A 21,257-nucleotide genomic window follows, 5' to 3' on the forward strand; every position below is an offset into this window, starting at 1 on the left:
CATTCTATTTGCTTCGAACCTCGAACACGGCGAACTTCAAGTAATGTCCTTCGCTAACTCCGAGCAGCTGCGGATGATCTTTGCCGGCTGCGCGCCATTCGATCAAGCGAAGCAGCTTGCCTGCGTCGGAGGCGGCATCTTGAATGGTCTCTAAGAACAGCTCCGGCTTCATATGATACGAGCAGCTAGCGGTAACGAGATAGCCGCCTTCATTGACGAGCTTCATCCCTTGCAGATTTATATCTTTATAGCCCCTAACAGCTCCAGGCACCGCGCTCTTCGTCTTCGCGAATGCAGGCGGATCCAAAATAACGACATCCCATGTACGTCCGGCGTTCTCGAGCGGCTTCGACGTATCAACGCCTGCGCTGCTGCGCTGCTTGCGTTCATCGAGTCCCTTCACCTGCGAGCGCAAATAATCGAACGCATCCGCGACAACGAATTCAACCCGATCGGTGAAGCCGTTTCGCTCCGCGTTGCGACGCGCCGTGTCGATCGCATGCTCCGAAATATCAAGGCAAGTGACCTTCTTCGCCCCGTACTTGCACGCATGCAGCGTGAAGCTCCCCGTATGCGCGAAGCATTCGAGCACCGTAGCCCCGTCCCAATAAGGGAACGTCACGACTTTGCCATTCGCGTTAACAGGGACAAGGCGCTCTTCGGCTCCAGGAGCGGGATTCTCGTCCTGCAACGACGGATCAGGCTGCAAGCGAATGCCGCTCCGTCCTCCCCAGCCTTTCATTAGCGGAGCGATAGACGCGCGATTCTCTCGTTGGTCGAAGAAATAACCGGTCTTCTGACCTTCTACGATGTCGACCTCCACCTTCAAGCCGTTCTCCTCGATCTCCACGATGGCTGGACATTCGCCGTACAAGACTCCCGTCCGCTCCTCAAGCCCTTCCAGCAAACGTACGCCGACGTCGCTGCGCTCATAAATGCCTTTGGGCTGAAATACGGCCACGAGCTCATTCACAAGCGCCTCTCGTCTTACATCCATCCCGAGCGTAAGCACTTGGATAACGAGCATGCCGCCAAACCGGTCGACTACGAGTCCCGGAAGGAAATCGGCTTCGCCGTATACAAGCCTGCAATCGGCGTCGTTGACGAAACGCGCTCGATGCTCCTTGCATTGCTCGAAGCGGCTGCGGAAGAATGCGCCGTCCATGGACTCAATCGGCGAATAGGAGACAATCCGGACTGTAATCTGCGATTTCGGATTCCAGTAGCCCGTCGCCAAATACCTTCCTTGATGATTCACGACATCGACGAGATCGCCTGCCGCAGCTAAACCCTCCAATCGGTCGATTTCACTCGCGTATACCCACGGATGACCTTGCTCCAGCCTCTTTTTGCGCGATTTCAGTAGAAAAAGTTTTGCATTGCCCATCGTTCATAACGCCCTCTCTGCTCGTAGCTTGTCATGCTTGTCTTGCTTACAGCATATGTATAGTTGCAACCGTTAACGGCTTGTACACGCCTGCGATAGCATTCTTATATCGGATAAAGGAGATTCGCTATGCTTCAAACGATCCTTATACCCATGCTGCTAGGCTTCTCCGTATTCATGTGCGGCATGAAGCTCATGGAGCTTGCGCTTCACCAGCTTGCCGGCCCTTATCTTACTACGATGCTTCGACGATCTACCGCAACGCCCGTACACGGACTCGCAATCGGAACGGTGACGACCGCTTTTCTCCAAAGCAGCACCGCCGTTACCGTTATTTCGATCGGTCTCGTCAACGCAGGCTTGCTCACTTTTCCAAGAACGCTAGGCATCATACTGGGAACCAATATAGGTACCAGTCTGACAACGGAACTTATCGGACTCAATTTGAACAAGCTGGCCATACCGATCATGATCGTATCCATCGGCATATGGCTGCTCACCGCGCTTATCGGGGAAGTCAGACTATTTCCTTGGCTGCGGCGTTCGACGATGAAGCTTAATCCGATCAGATCTGCATCAGTCGTACTTTGCGGCTTCGGTCTGCTCCTGACAGGCATGTCGATGATGCAGTCGATCGGCCCTGCCGTACAGCAAAGCGATTTGTTCAACTGGTTTATCGGAAAAGCGGACGACAGCCTCTGGTGGGGAATTGCGGCGGGCGCGCTTCTGACAGCGGCCGTTCACAGCAGCGCGGCCGTAATCGGCTTAGTCATGGGCTTCACCGCTATCGGCGCGATGCCGCTCGAGGTTGGAATCTCCGTCGTACTTGGCGCCAATATCGGCACCTGCTTCACGGCCATGCTTGCGTCGATCGGCGGTTCGAAGGCGGGAAAGTACGTGGCACTGTCCCATGTACTGCTGAATGCCGGGGGCGCATTGCTTTTCTTGCCCTTTTTGCCCGAGCTGTCATTCGTTTCCGAGTGGCTGTCAGATTCTCCGTCGGGACAAATCGCGCGCGCCCAAACGGTGTTCAATATACTGAGTTCCCTGCTGGCGCTTCCTTTCTGCTACTTGCCCGCATTGCGAGGCATCGATAAACAGAGTTGAAATAAAACTTCTATCAAAGTCATTCGAGGATGTGCGAGTGAGGAATCCCTTATTCCGTCGGCAAACCAAGCAGCTGGAACGCGCCGGCAACAATCCGATGATTGTTGTCATACCCGGATTGCTTCTGACGTCTCCACGCTTCCTTCGGCTCGAACCAATCAACGCCGCGTATCTCCTCGACCTGCGCCTGCAGCGAGCCGCCGACCGCTTCGACCAAATAATAGTGAACCTCTTTGTCGACCGTCCCGAACTTATCATGCTCGTACTGGTATTTGATTTGATCGATCGGTGCGATAATGACGCCTTCCATTCCCGTCTCTTCTACGATCTCGCGCAGAGCGGTCTGCTCGACCGTCTCGCCCGCCTCCATCTTGCCCTTAGGCAGCGACACTTTTCCGTACCGGTCCTGAATAAGCTGAATTTGAAGCTTTCCTTCCGAAGTTCGACGATAGACGACGCCTCCAGCAGATATTTCCTTCATCTTCGCTCCCCCCTTGCTACGTTTAATAATTAGTATATCCAGCATGAATGGCTTGCCTGCTGCTGCAAGCAATTGCTCATTACGCGATCGAACGCGATTAGCCATAGTTGGATATAAGTGCAGCAAAGGATTCCTTCCTCTTTTCCATTAACAATGAAAAGAAAAGAAAAGGAATCCCTCATAAAGCCGATTATCGCTAGGCCCGAATAGCCTCGGGACGCTCCAGCACGAAGCTGTGGACTTCGGACTTGTCCAGCCGAGCCTGCTCGTCGTCAAGCACTCGCACGAGTGTCGCGCGGCATTCATTAACGCCCGCTTCCGTAATCTTAACGCGGCAAAGCTTGCCGACAAGCGATTCCGGGCCTTCGAACACGACTTGAATATAATTGTCCGTATACCCCATAATCAATCCGGTGCCAGGCGCGCCTTTGTAATCCCGTTCAGGGATAACGTCGAGCACCTCTCCTACGAATAGCTTCGCATATTGAAGTTGCATCCGCTCGGACAGATCAATGAGCTTATGAACGCGCTCGTTCTTTACTTCCTCGTCGACCTGCTCCTCCATCCGCGCGGCAGGCGTTCCTGTACGCTTCGAATACGGGAATACATGCATTTCCGCGAATCCAAGCTCTTCCATGAAGCGGTAGCCGCTCTCGAACATTTCCTCGGTCTCGCCAGGGAAGCCGACAATAACGTCGGTCGTGATCGCAACGCCCGGCATAGCTTCATGCAGACGCTTGATCTTCGCGGCGAATTGTTCCGTCGTATATTTGCGACGCATCCGTTTAAGCACCGAATCTTCGCCCGCTTGCAGCGGAATGTGAAGATGACGGCACATTTTGCTCGAACGGTTAAGCACGTCGATCATCGCGTCGTCGATCTGGCTAGCCTCGATCGAGCTGATCCGAATGCGCTCCAGCCCTTCAACCTTGTCCAAGTCCCACAGCAAGCTAGTGAGATTATAGTTCTCCATATCGTCGCCGTAACCGCCGGTGTGAATGCCCGTCAGAACGATTTCCTTATAGCCGGAGGCGACTAGCTGCTTTGCTTGCTCAATGACGCTATGCGCATCGCGGCTGCGCGACAAGCCGCGCGACCAAGGAATGATGCAGAACGTGCAGAAGTTGTTGCAGCCTTCTTGGATCTTTAAGAACGCGCGCGTGCGGTCGGAGAAGTCCGGCACGTCAAGCTCTTCGAAGTCACGCGTCTTCATTATATTGCGAACGGCGTTAACCGGTTTTCGGTCGCCTTGAATCTGACCGACGAACGACATGATTTTTTCGCGGTCCTGCGTGCCGATCACAAGATCGACACCCTCAATCGCCATAATCTCCGCAGGCGACGTTTGCGCGTAGCAGCCCGTTACGGCAATAACCGCATCAGGGTTGCGGCGTACGGCACGGCGAATAATTTGGCGGCTCTTCTTGTCGCCCGTGTTCGTAACCGTGCAAGTATTAATGAGATAGACATCAGCCGTCGATTCGAAATCGACCTGCTCATAGCCTTCGTTTTTGAATAACTGCCAAATCGCTTCCGTATCGTAGAAGTTAACTTTGCAGCCTAAGGTGTAAAATGCGACCGTTGGCATAGTGGTCACGCTCCTCCCATTTCTCCGGATTCATATAGTAAGCAGGTTAATCCGACGATTCCCGCTGTTTCCGTTCTAAGTATTCGTTTCCCGAGTCCCACCAGCACGGCTCCCGCAGACTCTGCCTCGGCAGCCTCGCGTTCGGTGAAGCCCCCCTCAGGACCGACAATAAGCAGTAGGTTAGCTGAGGATGCTTGTTCCATGGATCGTTCACTGCGCCGCTTCCACTCTTGAACCGCAGTCCGGATGCCTTTCCCGTGCGCTGCGTCGCCTTCGCGCTCATAGCAGAACAGGGCAAGGTCATAACGCTCAATGCCTTGCATCAGCTCGCGCCAGCTGCGCACTTGCTCGATATCCGGTACGCGATTGCGATGCGATTGTTCCGCCGCTTCCTTCGCAATCTTGCTCCAACGTTCGAGACGCTTCGCTTCCTTCTTGGCGTCATATTGCACAATCATCCGTTCGGACTGGAATGGCGCGAACGCATAAGCGCCGATCTCCGTTCCCTTCTGAATGACAAGCTCCATTTTATCGCCTTTCGGCAAGCTTTGTGCTATCGTAACCGACCACAGCGGTTCGCTGTCCGTTGACAGCAACTCGATAATGTCAGCCTCGACGAGCGCAGAGGAAGCTTCGGTCACTTCCGCGATCGCCGTACGAGCCTCGCCATCGCTTACGATAAACTTATCGCCCGCCTTCATGCGCATAACCCGCGCAGCATGATGCGCATCTTCGCCGGTCAATTGCACCTTCGTCTCCGTAAATTGATCTGCCGCTATAAAGTATCGTTGCATCGTATGTTTCTAACCATCCTTCATAATAGCATGTTTCACATCTCGAAATCCATGATAAACCGTTGCCAGCAAGGCTTCTCCACCCGTAAGCTCTATTAGTTAAAAGAAGAGCATGAAAAACTGGATTAAGTTTCTCGTTATCACATCGGTTAATCCTAGTATAGGGTCAAGCGTCACTCTTCGCAGTGGCGGAATGAAAACGATGAGCAGGAAAACAAACATCCCCCATTGCACGTTCTGCTCCATTTTGAAACGGATGCGCAGCGGCATTAAATCGGTTAGAATTCTATATCCGTCCAATGGCGGCAACGGGATTAAGTTAAATACGAATAACAAAATATTGATTGAGATCAAGTAGTTGAAGAACCGCTCTAATGCCATCTCAACGCCTCTCGAGCCTGCGTACATTAATCCGGTCTCATGCAGCACGAGCAACAATAAAACACCGAGCGCGCCAATGATCAAGTTGCTAAGCGGCCCGACGGCCGAAACGACGATGCCCATCAATCTCGGATGCTTGAACCGGCTTGCCCTTACCGGCACGGGCTTCGCCCAACCGAAACCAGCGATCAGCAATAAAATCGTGCCGATCACATCCAAGTGAACGCGCGGGTTAAGCGTAACCCTGCCTGCCAAATACGCCGTGTCGTCGCCGAACTTATAGGCGCTGTATGCATGAGCGAACTCATGCACCGTGAACGCTATGATAAGGACGAGCGCGATGAAAGGCAAGTCCTCCAGCGGATACCACAAAAAGTTTTCCAGATCTATTCACTCCCTTGCGGTTTTCTCGCAACGAATGCAATCCAGTCCTCATCGCGTCTTTTTTCAACGATCTCGAAACCGGAACGAATCAAGCCGTCCTGTACGTCGGTTTCCTTGTTTTTCCAGATGCCCGACGCAATATACGTACCGCCTGGTTTAAGCGCCTCGTAAACATCGTCGATGAACAACAAAATAATTTCCGCCAATATGTTAGCGACGACAAGATCGACCGGTACAGTAACGCGCAGCGCCTGCTTGTCGTCGGCGGTCTTCGAATGGTCTTCGCGCAGGACGCCCAGAAGATCGCTCAGACGTACTTCCACCTGTTCCGACAGGTCGTTCAGCCGCACATTCTCCGTAGCGCTCGATACGGCAATCGGATCAAGGTCCAAAGCTAGCACGCTCTTCACCCCGAGACGACATGCCCCGATCGCGAGAATGCCCGAGCCTGTGCCGACATCGATCATCTCTTCGCCGCCGCGCACGACTGACTCCAGCGTCTGCAAACATAAAGCGGTAGTCGGGTGTGTTCCCGTTCCGAAAGCCATGCCAGGGTCAAGCTCGATAATCCGCTCGTCTGGACCGGCTTCATAGTCTTCCCATGTAGGCTTGATCGTAAGTTTATCCGATACGCGCAGCGGCTTAAAGTATTGCTTCCAAGCCGTCGCCCAATCCTCATCGTCCACTTCGGCGGTAGAATATTCGACTTGACCTGGATCTATATCAAACTCTCTAAGCTGCTCGACGCGCGGCTTAATCGCTTCAATCAGCTCGTCAATTTCCGTTCCTTCTGCAAAATAACCTTTAATAACGGCCATGCCTTCAGGGATATCGTTAAGCGGCAGCTCATACCATTGTCCTAGCGACGTGTCGCGCGGCTTGTTCAGCGTTCCCGATTCTTCAATGGATACGCCTCCTGCGCCCATTTCATGCAAAAAATTCGTGATCATTTCCGTCGCTTCTTCTGTTGTTGCGATCGTTAGTTCATGCCATTTCATAGGTAACCGTCCTCCAATGCAATAAAAAACCTAACATCTATTGTACACCACGGAGGGGCTTTTGCACAAAAGAGTTATTCCGCCGCATTGAAAAGAGCCTCCGTCGCAAGAACGGAGGCTCTACTGTAATTAATTCTATATGATCGACGTATCTACTTGTCCGCCGATCTGCTCGATGAGATGCCGCGCTTTGTCCGCAATTTCTTCATTGACGGTAGCGGTCAGCAAGCCTTGCTCGTACAAGCCGCCAACATCGACTACGCGAAGCGCCTGCAGCTTGTGCAGCGCTTCGTGTGCGGCACTCACGCCACTGAAGGTCGCCTTGATCTCGACCTGGTTCATGTTACTGCTCCTGAGCGCGTCTGTCCGCTTCGGCCGCACGCTGAGCCGCTTGGCGATCAGCCTCGTCCGCTAGTTCTTCGGAAAACTCGACGTCCTCGACTTTGCCATCCGGCTGTGTTGCAAAGTTAATTTTCTCAAGCTGGTTCTGTTCTTCCATCTGAATCGTCTCCTTCGCTTCGTGTACGAATATAACTGCACTACCTGAATAGAGTTCTCACAAATGAAGCATTCTATGCGCCTGGTCAGCCGATATGCCGACTCTTTCGTTATGGACATCAATGAAATTAACCATAACATAATCGGTATTCGAGTTGCGTTGCGGACTCCAGTAGGCATTATACTTAAAAAATTGACGTCTGAGGCACATCATTTGGTAATTAAGGTCTACTGTGTCCGCTGCTTCAAACGTTATTCCGTTAAGAGCCCATTAAGGTCAGTTGTGTCCGCAATAGCGTTTATCGTTTTAGGCTAGGAGAAAACGGCTGATGCCGATCTTTCAAGTTGGTGTTGGCGTGATGCATCATATCACGGCGAAAAAAAAAGACGTTCCGGGTTATTCACCGCGGAACGCCTTCTTCATGCGCTCGAAAATCGATTCATGATGTTCTTGATCGTTGCCCGCATCCGATGCCGGTCCGCCGAGTTGGCGAAGCAGATCCTTCTGCTCGTCGGTTAAACTCGTCGGAGTGACGACGGTTACCTTTACATGCTGATCGCCTTGACCATAGCCGCGAAGCTTAGGAACGCCTTTGCCTTTCAAGCGGAAGTACGTACCGGTCTGCGTACCGGCTGGCACCTTCAACTTAATCTTCTCCGTAAGCGTCGGGATTTCGATTTCGTCGCCAAGCGCCGCTTGAGCGAACGTAAGCGGAACCTCGCAATAGATGTCGTCGCCTTCGCGTTCGAAAAACTCATGCGCCTTGACACGGATAACGATGTACAAATCGCCGGCAGGACCGCCGCGCAAGCCGCCTTCGCCTTCGCCGGAAAGTCTGATTTGCGCGCCTTCGTCTACGCCCGCAGGGATGCGAACGTTGATTTTGCGTTGGCGTTTTACTTTGCCGGCGCCATGGCAAGTGCCGCATTTTTCTTTGATAACGCGTCCAGTACCGCTGCAATTCGTACATGCGCGACGGTTGACCATACGACCGAACGGCGTATTCTGAACAACCTCTTGTTGACCGCTGCCTTTACATATTGTACACGTTTCCGGCTTCGTGCCTGCCTTCGCGCCCGATCCATGACATGTATCGCAGGATTCGGTTCGAGGAATCGTGATTTCCGTTTCCTTGCCGAATACCGCTTCCTTGAACTCGACGGTCATCGTATATTGCAAGTCATTGCCGCGCTGCGGTGCGTTCGGGTCGCGTCTGCCGCCACCGCCGCCGCCAAAGAACATATCGAAAATATCGCCAAAGCCGCCGAAATCGCCGTTTCCGCCGCCACCCATGCCTTGATTCGGATCAACATGACCATAACGGTCGTAAGTAGAACGTTTGCCATCGTCGCTTAAGACGTCATAAGCTTCCTTGACTTCCTTGAATTTCGTCTCCGCGTCCGCTTCCTTGTTGACATCGGGATGATATTTGCGGGCAAGCTGTCGGTATGATTTTTTAATATCGTCTGCGGAGGCATCCTTGCCAACGCCTAATACCTCATAATAATCGCGTTTATCTGCCATCTGTTCTCACCTCCGCTATATGCTATGATTTCTACTGCAAAATGGCCCATTGGTATGAGCATTCGCACGAAAGGAGGTCAAAGACAGGCTACGCCCGCCCTTGACCTCACGCCCATGCTAACGCTTATTACTTCTGGTCGTCTACAACTTCGTAATCGGCATCAACGACGTTATCTTTGCCTTTCGAAGCTCCAGCTCCAGCTTCCGGCTCTCCGCCTTCAGCGCCTTGCGCAGCTTGTGCTTGCTCATAGAGCTTCACGGAAAGCTGTTGAACGATTTCAGTAAGCTCGGCAGCCGCGGCATTGATTTGCTCGATATCGTCTGTTGCAAGCGCAGCCGTCACTTTTTCTTTCGCGACATTCGCTTTTTCGATTTCGGACGCATCCACTTTATCGCCAAGATCTTTGATTGTTTTATCGACGGAGTAAACAAGCTGGTCGGCGCTGTTCTTCGCTTCTACTAGCTCGCGGCGCTTGCGGTCTTCCTCAGCGTTCAGCTCCGCGTCCTTCATCATTTGCTCGATCTCGGCATCGCTTAAGCCGCTCGACGATGTGATCGTAATTTTTTGGCTCTTGCCTGTTCCTTTGTCCATCGCGGATACGTTAACGATACCGTTCGCGTCGATATCGAAAGTAACTTCGATTTGCGGTACGCCGCGCGGAGCAAGAGGAATATCGTTCAGCGTGAATCGGCCAAGCGTCTTGTTGCCGTTCGCCATGGAACGCTCGCCCTGCAATACGTGAATTTCTACGCCCGGCTGATTGTCGGCATAGGTCGAGAAAATTTGCGATTTGCTTGTCGGGATCGTCGTGTTGCGGTCGATCATCTTCGTGAACACGCCGCCAGCCGTCTCGATACCAAGCGAAAGCGGAGTAACGTCTAGCAATACAACGTCCTTCACGTCGCCCGTCAATACGCCTGCTTGAACGGCAGCGCCGAGGGCTACGACCTCATCCGGGTTAACGCCTTTGTGAGGATCTTTGCCGATCAGCTTTTTAACTGCATCTTGAACGGCAGGAATACGCGTCGAGCCGCCTACAAGAACGACTTTGTCGATGTCGTTAGGGGACATCCCGGCATCGCTAAGCGCTTGACGAGTCGGTCCAAGCGTACGCTCTACGAGCGCTGCGGACAGCTCATCGAATTTCGCGCGAGTCAGGCTCATCTCCAAATGCTGCGGAACGCCGTCAACCATCGTGATGAACGGAAGCGAGATCGAAGATGTCAGAACGCCGGACAATTCTTTTTTCGCTTTCTCGGCAGCGTCTTTCAGACGTTGAACGGCCGCTTTGTCTTTGGAAAGGTCGATGCCTTGTTCTTTCTTGAATTCGGCAACGAGGTGATCGATGATGACTTGGTCGAAGTCGTCACCGCCGAGCTTGTTATCGCCGCTTGTCGCTTTAACTTCGAAGAAGCCGTCGCCCAGCTCAAGAATCGATACGTCGAACGTACCCCCGCCAAGGTCGTATACAAGGATCGTTTGATCTTCTGTTTTCTCAAGGCCGTATGCAAGCGCGGCTGCCGTCGGCTCGTTGACGATACGAAGCACTTCAAGACCTGCAATCTTGCCTGCGTCTTTTGTCGCTTGACGTTGGCTGTCATTGAAGTATGCTGGAACCGTAATTACGGCTTGCGTTACCGTTTGGCCAAGGTACGCCTCCGCATCGGACTTCAGTTTTTGCAAAATAATAGCGGAAATTTCTTGCGGCGTGTAGTCTTTGCCGTCCACTTGCTCCTTATGGTTCGTGCCGATATGGCGTTTGATCGAGCTGATCGTACGATCCGGGTTCGTGATCGCTTGGCGTTTTGCCGTTTCGCCGACAATACGCTCTCCGTCTTTCTTGAAGCCGACAACGGACGGCGTAGTACGGTTGCCTTCCGGGTTCGGAATAACGACGGCTTCGCCGCCTTCCATAACTGCTACGCAAGAGTTCGTCGTACCAAGGTCGATACCGATTACTTTACTCATCGTTTATATTTCCTCCTAAAAAGTTTTGTGGAACGCAGTGGAACAAAACTTACTTCGTAAGCATTCGCTTAAAGTTTTGTGGAACGCAGTGGAACAAAACTTACTTCGTAAGCATTCGCTCATTAAATCATCTTTGATTATGGATTAGCCGCTTACTTTGACCATCGCCGGACGCAATACTTTATCTTTCAGCACGTAGCCCTTCTGCACTTCCTCGACAATAATGCCTTCTTCATGCTCATCGGACTCTACCTGCATGATAGCCTGATGGAATTCCGGATTAAAAGGCTCGCCGACGACGTTCATCGCCTTCAGCCCTTCATTCGTAAGTGTCTGCTCCAATTGGCGGAAGATCATCTCCACGCCTTTGGCAAGCGATTCAAAATCACCGTTCGCGGAAGCTGCCGCCATGGCGCGGTCGAAGTTGTCGACCACCGGTAGCAGCTGCGTAATCAGTTTCATGGAAGCGTATTGAGCGAGCTCTTCCTTCTCCTTCATCGTACGGCGGCGGAAATTGTCGAAGTCTGCTTGCGCGCGTAAGTATCGTTGTTGTGCTTCTTCGGCTTGCTTCTCGAGCTCAGCATAACGGGAATCCGTTGCCGTATCCTGTGCTATGATCTCCTCGGCAGCTTGCCGCTGCTCTTCGGATACTTGCTCTTCTACTGCTTCCGCTGTTTCGTTATGTTGTTCGTTAGTCACCTTGTCACCTCCTTAAAGAATCAAATCGTATGCATGGTCTTACTTATACCAGCGGCTCATTAAGAGTGCCATATCCTTGGATATTAGATCGAGCAGGCTGATCACTTTGCCGTATTCCATCCGTTTCGGACCCAATATGCCGATCGTGCCAAGCGATTGTCCGTCCACGGCATAGGTGGCCGTAATCAAGCTGCAATCGCTGATTGCCTTGTGGTCATTTTCTGTTCCGATACGTACTTGTATACCTGATGGAAGCGCGGAAAACATTTTCATTATTGCAGGCGTCTCGTCGAGCAAATCCAAGATCGTCTTTACTTTGTCTACATCCTTGAACTCCGGCTGCGTCAGCATGTTCGTTGTACCGCTTAAGAAAATGCGGTGCTCATCGTCGCTTTGCAGCGCGTGGTCAAGCACTTGAAGCACTTGCTCGAAATGATCGACATGCCGCTCCAGCTCTTGGCCGACCTCCGAGTAAAGCTTCGACTTCAAACGGATCAGCGGAACGCCAGCCAGCTTCTCGTTCAAAATGTTGACGACCTTCTGCATATCGTCCATCTTAAGTCCTTCCGGCAACGCGATGGTCCGATTCTCGACATGACCGGTATTCGTCACGATAATCGCAACGGCCGACGTATCGTTAAGCGGAACCAAACCGAAATGCTTCAAGGAATTGGAGAACAGCTCCGGCCCGAGCAAGATCGACGTATAGTTCGTTAGATTGGACAGGATGCCGGCAGCGTGCTGGATCACTTCTTCCATCTGGCTCATCTTATCCGTAACGAACGATCGAACCATGCCAAGGTCATGCTCATTAACCTCGCTGAGCTTCACCAAATGGTCGACGTAATAACGGTATCCCTTTGTAGAAGGCACGCGTCCGGCGGACGTATGCGGCTGTTCCAGGAAGCCGAGCTCCTCCAGATCGGCCATTTCATTGCGAATGGTGGCCGGACTGAAAGCGACGTCGCCTCGCTTCGAAATGCTGCGTGAACCGACCGGTTCGGCCGAGCGAATATAATCATCCACTATTGCGTGCAATATCATCCGTTGTCGATCCGTCAGCATTCGAATTCCCCCTACTTTATTGTTCATTACCGTTATCGTTAGCACTCAATCGATTCGAGTGCTAATCAATAATACAAAAATACCAAACCAGCTTGACGATTGTCAAGTCGGTCCGGTATTTTTGTTCGCATTGACGCTGCAACCGGATCGTTAGACCGTTCTTAGTACGGCGATTTCATCGCAGGCATGCTGCTTCGGGCAATTGACGCAGTCTTTCCATACTTTCTCCGGAAAAATCTCCTTCTCGACGATCGAGAAGCCGTTTCGCTTGAAGAAATTATCCGCATACGTGAGCGCCATTACTTTATGAACGTTCAGCGCCTTGGCCTGTTCAACCAAGCTCTCGACGAGTTTGTTGCCGATGCCAAGTCCTCTGTACCCTTCGGTCATGCCGAGCGAGCGAATTTCCACCAGATCGTCTCCAAGCCGGCTTAACGATCCGCAGCCGACGACGACCCCGTCGACTTCGGCAACGACGAACGTATCAATTATATGTTGCAGAGCTTCTCGTGTACGAGGCAGCATAATGCCTTTCTCGGCATAACCTTTAATTAATTGAAACAACGTCTCGATATCATCGGAAGTCGCTTTTCTGCATAATACCTCTAATGCCTGCATCGCTGCCTTCGCCTCCGCTCGTTACTGATGAAAAAATCAATATGAATAAATATACAACACAATGTATTTTTACACAATAGAGAAAAAGATGCTGCTTTCTCAGCCCTCCAGGAACGCGCCAAACACTTCGTTGCCGAGCAAAACGCCCTGCGAAGTAAGTTTATAAACCGTATCGTCCGCAAGCTCCAGCCTCTCAAGCAGGCCGTCGCTTACCAGCTTCTCCGTCGTAGAACCAAATTTCCGTTCCAACGATTGACCGCCGAACTGTTTCGCGAAATTCGACGACCGAACGCCCTCCAGCAGACGCAAGCCTACCATCATGAAGTCCTCCATCGCCTCTTGTTCGCTAACCTCGAACGAATCGAGGCGCGGCAGCTTATCCGCTGCCGCCTCGATATAAGGCGTAATGCCTTTCAAGTTCACATGACGCTTGCGATTGGCATAGCCATGCGCGCCGGCGCCTAAACCGTAGTAAGGCTCGTTGCGCCAGTACGTGGAGTTGTGACGGCTTTCGTAACCCGGCTTCGCGAAGTTGCTGATTTCGTAATGCGCGTAGCCGCCGGCTTTCAGCATCTCCATTAAGCGGATGAACATGTTGAACTCCTCATCCTCGGTCGGCAGAGGCAGCTCATTCCGTTCGTACAGCTTGTGGAACAGCGTATTCTCCTCGACTTTCAAGCTATAGATCGAATAGTGCGGCAAGTCTAACGCCAGAGCGCTCTCCACGCTGCCGGCCAGATGCTCGAGCGTCTGGCCCGGCAATCCGAACATTAGATCGATCGACATGTTCGTAAAACCGACCTTGCGCGCATTTTCCAAGCTGCGATACACGTCGTCTACATTATGAATGCGGCCAATCCGCTCCAGTAGTCCGTTGTCGAACGACTGGACGCCGAAGCTGATTCGATTGACTCCTCCTTCGCGCATCGCTTGCAGCTTCTCGATATCCGTCGTGCCGGGATTCGCTTCCATCGTGAATTCAACATTCGGAGAAAGCGGGAAATGCGCCTTGACCGAATCGAGAAACACTTTCATCTGCGGCGGCGTCAGCACCGTCGGCGTACCCCCGCCTACGAAGACGGTATCGATCTGCTCCGGCGGCAACAGCTCGGCCGTCCTCTGCATCTCTTGCTCAAGCGCGGTCAAATACTGATCAACGGGCTGGCCTTTCAATACGTAGGATGTGAAGTCGCAATAATGGCATTTGTTCGTGCAAAAAGGAATGTGAATATATAACGCCCGAGGCGGTTGTATGACACTCATCGTTAGTCCTCCTTCCGTCCTTTCAAATAAAAAGAAGGAGAGCCGCGCTCTCCCTCGCTTCGCTACTTTGAATGATCTTAATCCTCGTCGATCTTAAGTACGGCCATGAACGCTTCCTGCGGCACCTCGACGCTGCCGACCTGCTTCATCCGCTTCTTGCCTTCCTTCTGCTTCTCGAGCAACTTCCGCTTACGGCTGATATCGCCGCCGTAACACTTGGCAAGAACGTTCTTCCGCATCGCTTTAACCGTCTCTCGGGCAATAACCTTCGTTCCGATCGATGCTTGAATCGGCACCTCGAACATTTGGCGAGGGATAAGCTCCTTCATCTTCTCGCAAATGAGCCGTCCGCGGTGGTAAGCGCGGTCGCGATGCACGATGACGGACAAGGCGTCAACCTGCTCGCCGTTCAACATAATGTCCATCTTCACGAGATTGGACCGGCGATAACCGGACACTTCGTAATCGAAAGACGCATAACCTTTCGTATTCGACTTCAATTGATCGAAGAAATCATAGACGATCTCGGATAACGGAATCTGGTACGTAATCGTAACGCGGTTCGTATCAAGATATTCCATATTGACGAATTCGCCACGTTTATTTTGACAAAGCTCCATTATAGCCCCGACATAATCGTTGGGAACGATAATGCCCGCTTTAACGAACGGCTCCTCAACAAAATCAAGCTTGCCGGCTTCCGGATAGTTCGATGGGTTGTCGATATCCATCGACTCGCCATTGGTCAACGTTACTTTGTAAATAACGCTTGGCGCCGTCGTTATGAGCGGAATATTGAACTCGCGTTCGATACGCTCCTGAATGATCTCCATATGCAACAAACCAAGGAAGCCGCAACGGAAGCCGAAGCCTAGCGCTGTCGACGATTCCGGCTCGTATCTGAGCGATGCGTCGTTCAGCTCGAGCTTCTCGAGCGCCTCGCGCAAATCGTTGTAATCTTGCGTCTCGATCGGATACAAACCGCAGAATACCATCGGATTAATGCGACGGTAGCCCGGCAGCGGTTCTGGTGCCGGACGCTTCGCTTCCGTTACCGTATCGCCGACACGAGTATCCTTCACGTTCTTGATGCCGGCTACGACGAAGCCTACATCTCCGACGGCAAGCTCGTCGACAATCGACATGCGCGGTTTGAATGCCCCGACCTCAATGACTTCGAATTCGGCTCCCGTCGCCATGAAGCGAATTTTTTTGCCGGCTTTGATGCTGCCGTCCATGACGCGCACATATACGATTACGCCTTTGTAGGGATCGTAATGGGAATCGAAGATCAGCGCCTTAAGCGGCTGATCCGGGTCGCCAGTCGGCGCCGGAACCTTTGAAACGACCTGCTCCAATATTTCCTTAATGCCGATGCCCGCTTTCGCGGATGCCAGAACGGCTTCGCTCGCGTCAAGGCCGATGACATCCTCGATTTCCTGCTTCACGCGCTCTGGCTCGGCGCTAGGCAGATCGATCTTGTTGATGACAGGCAAGATTTCCAGGCTATTATCCAGCGCCAAGTATACATTGGCAAGCGTCTGCGCCTCAATGCCTTGCGCCGCATCTACGACTAGAAGCGCGCCCTCGCAGGCCGCCATGCTTCGAGAAACCTCGTACGTAAAGTCGACGTGTCCCGGCGTATCGATCAGGTTCAGAATGTAATCCTCGCCGTCGTCGGCGCGGTACGTCAATCTGACCGCCTGCAGCTTGATCGTAATGCCTCGCTCCCGTTCCAGGTCCATTTGGTCAAGCACCTGCGATTGCATTTCGCGGGAGGAAAGAGCACCGGTATATTCTAAAATCCGGTCAGCCAAAGTTGATTTGCCGTGGTCTATATGCGCAATAATGGAAAAATTTCTTATTTTCTTTTGCCGGTCACGAACGTCTGTCATGCCTAACCCCCACAATATCCATTAATTCTAATCATTCTTTCTAGTATATCAGCTTTTGGTGTATGTGGGCAATGTTCATTCTCACTTCGTCAATCCGTCGAAAATAGAGACGACGAATCGGATCCCGCCGCTCGATACGGATTGCAGCATCCCCGAGGCCGATTCGGCCAGTTTATCGACGGCGGGCGCATCCTCTTGAACCGGTATACCCGGCAGCCGCTCGTCCTCATCGATAACCGGCGATTTACCGGCTTTTGATTCTCCTACGCCTGCCTTAGTCAACAACCGCTTCGTTTCCTCAAGTTCCCGCTCCAGTTCCTCGATCTTCCGGGCATAAACCGAGTTTTCGTCATTTTGCTGCGAATTTTCCTCGGCGACCGCATTTTCCTCGTATAAGCTTCCGGACTCCGTTTCCTCGAAAGTACCGTTGATGCGCTCAAGTCCTGCCGAAGACATCTCGATTCCGTATAAGACGATAAACACAATCGCGCCTCCCAGTATTGTCCACTTAAGCGCATTCCTCTTCATGGCTCATTCTTCCCTTCGATTCTAATAGCTTAGCTTTCTTTACCGCTCTTATTTGGGACTGCGACCTTCGCATCCTCCCAGTAGATTTCGCCAATAACTTCCGCGAGCGCGTCAGCCGTCCGATACGATTCCTCAAGCGTATTGTCTACGCCGCCGATCTCAACCAGAACGCTGTCCGAGGCGAGCGATTGATTATATTCCCCGTTGCCCGTCGCTGCCGTCTTGCCCCAGATGCCACGCGAGATTCCGGGGTACTTTTTCTCCAGCGATTCATGTATTTTGGTAGCGAATGCTTCGTTTTCTTTCCAGTTCGGATTTTTGTGGCCGATTACAAAATACACTTGTGCATAGCTTTGTCCGTCAATATCGATCGTCGTATATTTACGCTTCTGGGAATCCCGATGCAGATCGAAAAAGAACTTCAGCTTCTTGCTGCTCGCCATTGCTTCCTTCACGGTCTTCATTGAGTATTTATAGGACAGCTCCCAACGGTAGCCCTTGATTGCAGTCGGATAGTCGGTCTTGCTATGTAGAGCGCCGACGCCTTCTTCCTCCAGCTTTTCGGCGAGCCTCTTGCCGACTAGCGTAATATTCGTTTCCGTGGAATTCGGATCTTTCATCTTCTCCGTCAGCTCGGGAAACCACGATTCTCGGTTGTGCGAATGATAGATGAACACAACCTTATCGTCTCCTGTCGTCGGCTCTGACGGCTTGTTGCCCCCGTCCTGCGCGGGAGGCTCGGTAGCCTGCGTCGGCGGGTCAGTGCCGGGATCAGCCGAGCTTTCTCCGCCTGGAGTACCCCCAGAACCCGTTCCCGTCTCCGGCTCGGAAATGATCGGCGTATTATCTTCCGGACCGACCTCGACATCGGTTCCGATCCCTTGCCGGATTAAGATAGCGTCGTTGGCGTTCATGCCCGGCAATTCGCCTGCAAGAAGGCTCTTCGGATCATTCGGGTTTATATCCGTTAATGCGCGTATAAGAAATTTGCTGACTTGTTTGCTGGAAAGCGAGCCTGATTCGCTGCTGCTCCGGAATGCGGGCATCTCCATTTCTAGCATGTCCCCAAAAAAGCCGCTAGATACGGTGGCTGCAAACCCTTTCATCGAATTGACAGGGTCGGCCGTTGACTGCTGATGGGCCATACCCGCCAACCCTATCAAAATAAAAAACAAAGTCGAGCTAAATGAAAGAAGCGCGAAAGTACGCCCCGTTACCAGCAACTGCCTAACCCTCCGGCTTTCTCTTCCGAAATCCAGCAGCATGATCGATCGTTTCATTGTTTCCATACCTCCCGCCTAAGTTTCCGCAAGCTACTATTAATCTATGAGCGCTGCAAAGTTCATAGAACCAATAGAACATACGAATTCACAATCTCATAGAGTTGGATTGGGAGAGTACGGTAGCATGCAAAAAAAAAGCGACGCCCCAACATTTAAGCTGGAACGTCGCTTGTACGGTTTAATGCGTGTAAGCCGCCACATTATCCGTATCCACCGCGTCATGAAGCGAAGCGTTAAGACCGCTGGCGATAATGTTGGCAATATCCTCGATAAACTGGTCGATTTCCTTCGGCGTTACGAGCAGATCATGACCTAGCGGACTCAGAACTTCGCGAACGAGCTGCAGACGTTCCTGTTCGGCCATCTGGTTCATTAAACCAAAAATATGATTGGTATCGCCCTTCTGCGTCTCGATATGGGTTCTCATCATCTCGATCGTATTGTTGACGATGGTCGAGGCGTATACAACGGTCGGTACGCCGATGGCAATAACCGGCACGCCCAATATTTCCTTTGTCAGCCCTTTGCGCTTATTGCCTATGCCTGAGCCGGGATGTATGCCGGTGTCCGCTATCTGAATCGTCGTATTTACGCGTTCGATCGCTTTGGACGCTAGCGCGTCAATCGCAATAATGAGATCCGGCTTCGATCGCTCCACGATCCCTTGCACGATCTCGCTCGATTCGATACCCGTAATCCCGAGCACGCCTGGCGCTATCGCGCTGACGGGACGATAGCCTGGCGCGACTTGATCGGGCATGAGCTCGAAATAATGGCGAGTAACCATCACGTTCTCCACGACGAGCGGGCCGAGCGCATCTGGCGTGACGTTCCAGTTGCCCAGACCGACGATCAGTATTTTGGCCATTTTGTTAATACCAAGCCGCTCGAGAAATTTCTCGAAATGTTTGGCGAAAGCCGTTGCGACGCGGTCCTGCAGCTCTGTGTCCTGATTGCGCAGCTCAGGCACCTCGATCGTTACGTATTGGCCCTGTATCTTGCCAATCGCCTGCGAGCCCTGCTCGTTTTGCACATGCAGCTGCGTGATCGTGATTCCGTTATCCTCCGTCACCTCCGAGACTATGCCCGGGATCGGCCCGCCGCCAGGCGTCTCCGCCATTTCTTTCGCTTCCAAAGCCAAGTCGGTCCGAATATTGAATTGCTGCAAGTCAAGCTCACTCATTATGCTATTGCTCCCTTCATGCGTACATATGTCCTTTCGTTATTGTTTGCAAGGCGGTCGATTTCATACTTTTGATTTCAATGACGGCATCTTGTATCCAGCCAGACTGCCCATTGGTTACTATTGCTTTTTGATAACCTGCATGGTAATATATTTTAAGTTGTGTTGTCTAGATTTTTACCGTTGTAAACAGTTTAGGAGGTGAATTCCATGCCAAACATTAAATCCGCAATTAAACGCGTCAAAACAAGCGAAAAACGCCGTGCTTTGAACGCATCCCAAAAATCCGCACTTCGTTCGGCCGTTAAATCTGCTGACCAAGCTATTGCTGGCACTGACGTTAACGCAGCTAAAGCTGCTTTGATCACTGCTACCAAAAAATTGGACAAAGCAGCTACGAAAGGCCTGATTCATAAAAATGCGGCTTCCCGCAAAAAATCGCGCCTTGCTAAAAAGCTCAATGCCTTGTCGGCACAAGCTTAATAACAGCAACCCAAACGGCTTCATCGTTCGCCTCGCGAATGGTGAAGCGTTTTTTTGCGTTTCATTCGCATTGAAAAAAAAGAGCAGCAGCGATGCCGCTATAACGCGGTTACGCTCTCTGCTCCAGTCCTAATGATAATAAGTACAGCTCTAGCCCTAACGTCTTGTCGATCGCACCGGTCTTCATCTTATAGTCGAGATCCGCAAGCGACGCCAGCAGCTGGCCAAGTCTTGCCGTTTGGAACTTGCGGCTCTTCTCCGCCGACAGCTTCACCGCATAAGGATGCAAACCGAGCTGACCGGCCATCTGCTGCGGCGAATATTGATGCTGCTCCAGCTCCTTGATCTGCAGCATGATCCGAAGCTGCCTTGCGATGAGCGCCGCTATCTTGATCGGTTCTTCGCGTCTGACAAGCAGCTCGCGATACATGCGCAGCGCACGGTCGATTCGCAACTCCGCGATGGCCTCGATAAGGGCGAAGACGTCCTCCTCTACTGTTGCGGCCGTTAGAATCGAAGCTTCCTCCGCCGTAATGACGCCTCCCGTTCCCGCATGCAGACAAAGCTTGTCTACCTCCTGTGCCAGCTGCTGCATATTGGCGCCCGTGCGCATGAAGAGAAGATCGGCCGCTGCGGACTCCAAGATCCTCTGCTGCTCCGCCGCTCGCTTCATCATCCATTGCTTCAATTGCGCGGCATCAAGCTCAGGAAAGGCTAGAAGCGAGTGACGATCCTTAAGCGTCTTCACGAGCTTGCGGCGTTCATCCAGCTTCTCCGCATGGACGCTTACGACGATTATCGACGTCTCCGAAGGATTCTCTATATATTGCAATAGCTTCTCGGGTTTATGCTCAATCTTGCCGCCCTCTTTGCCGCCAGCGGCAAAGACATTCATGTCGCGCACAAGCACGAGCTTGCGCGGCACGAAGAAAGGCAGCGTCTCCGCTTCCAGAACCGCTTCCTCGATCGACGTCTCCGCCGTATCGAATTTGACAATGCCCAGCTCCCGCTCATCCGGCGTAAACAGCTTGTCCGATAACGTATCGATAAAATGCTGCAAGCGGTAACGGTCCTTGCCGTACAACACATAGATAGGCCTAAACCGGCCGCCCTTGATTTCCTTTAACG

At 52.2% G+C, this 21,257-nt stretch carries 21 protein-coding genes; 2 read left to right on the forward strand and 19 right to left on the reverse strand.

The window, feature by feature from the left end; translation table 11 throughout:
- Positions 1 to 4: 4 nt before the first annotated feature.
- Entirely contained in the window at positions 5 to 1,387 is a 1,383-nt protein-coding gene (locus tag J2T14_RS02595; protein ID WP_307467415.1) for a class I SAM-dependent rRNA methyltransferase, read from the reverse strand.
- 129 nt (positions 1,388 to 1,516) lie between these two features.
- Here J2T14_RS02595 and J2T14_RS02600 point away from each other — a divergent pair, with 129 nt between their 5' ends.
- The gene (locus J2T14_RS02600; protein WP_307467418.1) at positions 1,517 to 2,494 is read left to right on the forward strand and encodes a Na/Pi cotransporter family protein; all 978 of its coding nucleotides are present in this window, start codon (positions 1,517 to 1,519) and stop codon (positions 2,492 to 2,494) included.
- Between the two features lie 49 nt (positions 2,495 to 2,543).
- Here J2T14_RS02600 and J2T14_RS02605 read toward each other — a convergent pair whose 3' ends face one another.
- The 17 genes from J2T14_RS02605 to gpr all read right to left on the reverse strand — a co-directional run bounded on the left by J2T14_RS02605 (position 2,544) and on the right by gpr (position 19,646).
- Complete coding sequence (locus J2T14_RS02605; protein ID WP_307202351.1) at positions 2,544 to 2,975, reverse strand: NUDIX hydrolase; 432 nt, start codon at positions 2,973 to 2,975, stop codon at positions 2,544 to 2,546.
- Between the two features lie 196 nt (positions 2,976 to 3,171).
- Positions 3,172 to 4,563 carry a tRNA (N(6)-L-threonylcarbamoyladenosine(37)-C(2))-methylthiotransferase MtaB gene (gene mtaB / locus J2T14_RS02610; RefSeq protein WP_307467420.1) on the reverse strand — a complete coding sequence of 464 codons (1,392 nt, stop codon included), beginning with the start codon at positions 4,561 to 4,563 and terminating at the stop codon, positions 3,172 to 3,174.
- Between the two features lie 5 nt (positions 4,564 to 4,568).
- Positions 4,569 to 5,357 (reverse strand): 16S rRNA (uracil(1498)-N(3))-methyltransferase, encoded by a 789-nt coding sequence (locus J2T14_RS02615; protein ID WP_307467423.1) that lies wholly within the window; start codon positions 5,355 to 5,357, stop codon positions 4,569 to 4,571.
- A gap of 99 nt (positions 5,358 to 5,456) precedes the next feature.
- Positions 5,457 to 6,110 (reverse strand): site-2 protease family protein, encoded by a 654-nt coding sequence (locus J2T14_RS02620; RefSeq protein WP_307467426.1) that lies wholly within the window; start codon positions 6,108 to 6,110, stop codon positions 5,457 to 5,459.
- Positions 6,111 to 6,124: 14 nt separating this feature from the next.
- A complete protein-coding gene (prmA, locus tag J2T14_RS02625) occupies positions 6,125 to 7,120 on the reverse strand; it encodes a 50S ribosomal protein L11 methyltransferase (protein WP_307467429.1) in 996 nt (331 codons plus the stop codon).
- 135 nt (positions 7,121 to 7,255) lie between these two features.
- A complete protein-coding gene (locus J2T14_RS02630; protein WP_307467432.1) occupies positions 7,256 to 7,462 on the reverse strand; it encodes a hypothetical protein in 207 nt (68 codons plus the stop codon).
- A gap of 1 nt (position 7,463) precedes the next feature.
- On the reverse strand, positions 7,464 to 7,619 hold the full coding sequence (locus J2T14_RS02635) for a YfhD family protein (protein WP_307201901.1): 156 nt from the start codon (positions 7,617 to 7,619) through the stop codon (positions 7,464 to 7,466).
- A 396-nt stretch (positions 7,620 to 8,015) separates the two neighbouring features.
- The gene (dnaJ, locus tag J2T14_RS02640) at positions 8,016 to 9,143 is read right to left on the reverse strand and encodes a molecular chaperone DnaJ (RefSeq protein WP_307201903.1); all 1,128 of its coding nucleotides are present in this window, start codon (positions 9,141 to 9,143) and stop codon (positions 8,016 to 8,018) included.
- A 127-nt stretch (positions 9,144 to 9,270) separates the two neighbouring features.
- Positions 9,271 to 11,112 (reverse strand): molecular chaperone DnaK, encoded by a 1,842-nt coding sequence (gene dnaK / locus J2T14_RS02645; protein WP_307201905.1) that lies wholly within the window; start codon positions 11,110 to 11,112, stop codon positions 9,271 to 9,273.
- Positions 11,113 to 11,256: 144 nt separating this feature from the next.
- Entirely contained in the window at positions 11,257 to 11,811 is a 555-nt protein-coding gene (grpE, locus tag J2T14_RS02650) for a nucleotide exchange factor GrpE (RefSeq protein WP_307467433.1), read from the reverse strand.
- A gap of 39 nt (positions 11,812 to 11,850) precedes the next feature.
- On the reverse strand, positions 11,851 to 12,876 hold the full coding sequence (gene hrcA / locus J2T14_RS02655) for a heat-inducible transcriptional repressor HrcA (RefSeq protein WP_307467436.1): 1,026 nt from the start codon (positions 12,874 to 12,876) through the stop codon (positions 11,851 to 11,853).
- Positions 12,877 to 13,026: 150 nt separating this feature from the next.
- Positions 13,027 to 13,494: an N-acetyltransferase gene (locus tag J2T14_RS02660; RefSeq protein WP_307201913.1), complete on the reverse strand. Its 468-nt coding sequence runs from the start codon at positions 13,492 to 13,494 to the stop codon at positions 13,027 to 13,029.
- A 99-nt stretch (positions 13,495 to 13,593) separates the two neighbouring features.
- Entirely contained in the window at positions 13,594 to 14,757 is a 1,164-nt protein-coding gene (hemW, locus tag J2T14_RS02665; protein ID WP_307467440.1) for a radical SAM family heme chaperone HemW, read from the reverse strand.
- Between the two features lie 77 nt (positions 14,758 to 14,834).
- Positions 14,835 to 16,652, reverse strand: coding sequence for a translation elongation factor 4 (lepA, locus tag J2T14_RS02670; protein WP_307201920.1), 1,818 nt, complete (start codon positions 16,650 to 16,652; stop codon positions 14,835 to 14,837).
- 81 nt (positions 16,653 to 16,733) lie between these two features.
- On the reverse strand, positions 16,734 to 17,180 hold the full coding sequence (locus tag J2T14_RS02675) for a hypothetical protein (RefSeq protein WP_307467443.1): 447 nt from the start codon (positions 17,178 to 17,180) through the stop codon (positions 16,734 to 16,736).
- A gap of 29 nt (positions 17,181 to 17,209) precedes the next feature.
- Positions 17,210 to 18,460: a stage II sporulation protein P gene (spoIIP, locus tag J2T14_RS02680; RefSeq protein WP_307467445.1), complete on the reverse strand. Its 1,251-nt coding sequence runs from the start codon at positions 18,458 to 18,460 to the stop codon at positions 17,210 to 17,212.
- 181 nt (positions 18,461 to 18,641) lie between these two features.
- On the reverse strand, positions 18,642 to 19,646 hold the full coding sequence (gene gpr, locus J2T14_RS02685) for a GPR endopeptidase (protein ID WP_307467448.1): 1,005 nt from the start codon (positions 19,644 to 19,646) through the stop codon (positions 18,642 to 18,644).
- 210 nt (positions 19,647 to 19,856) lie between these two features.
- Between gpr and rpsT the strand changes: the two genes are divergently transcribed.
- Positions 19,857 to 20,129: a 30S ribosomal protein S20 gene (gene rpsT / locus J2T14_RS02690; protein ID WP_307201928.1), complete on the forward strand. Its 273-nt coding sequence runs from the start codon at positions 19,857 to 19,859 to the stop codon at positions 20,127 to 20,129.
- A gap of 109 nt (positions 20,130 to 20,238) precedes the next feature.
- On the opposite strand, the gene holA is transcribed toward rpsT, so the two are convergent.
- Positions 20,239 to 21,216: a DNA polymerase III subunit delta gene (gene holA, locus J2T14_RS02695; RefSeq protein ID WP_373458104.1), complete on the reverse strand. Its 978-nt coding sequence runs from the start codon at positions 21,214 to 21,216 to the stop codon at positions 20,239 to 20,241.
- Positions 21,217 to 21,257: the final 41 nt, after the last annotated feature.

Source organism: Paenibacillus harenae (assembly GCF_030812415.1).
In the GTDB taxonomy this organism is placed as follows: Bacteria; Bacillota; Bacilli; order Paenibacillales; family Paenibacillaceae; genus Pristimantibacillus; species Pristimantibacillus harenae_A.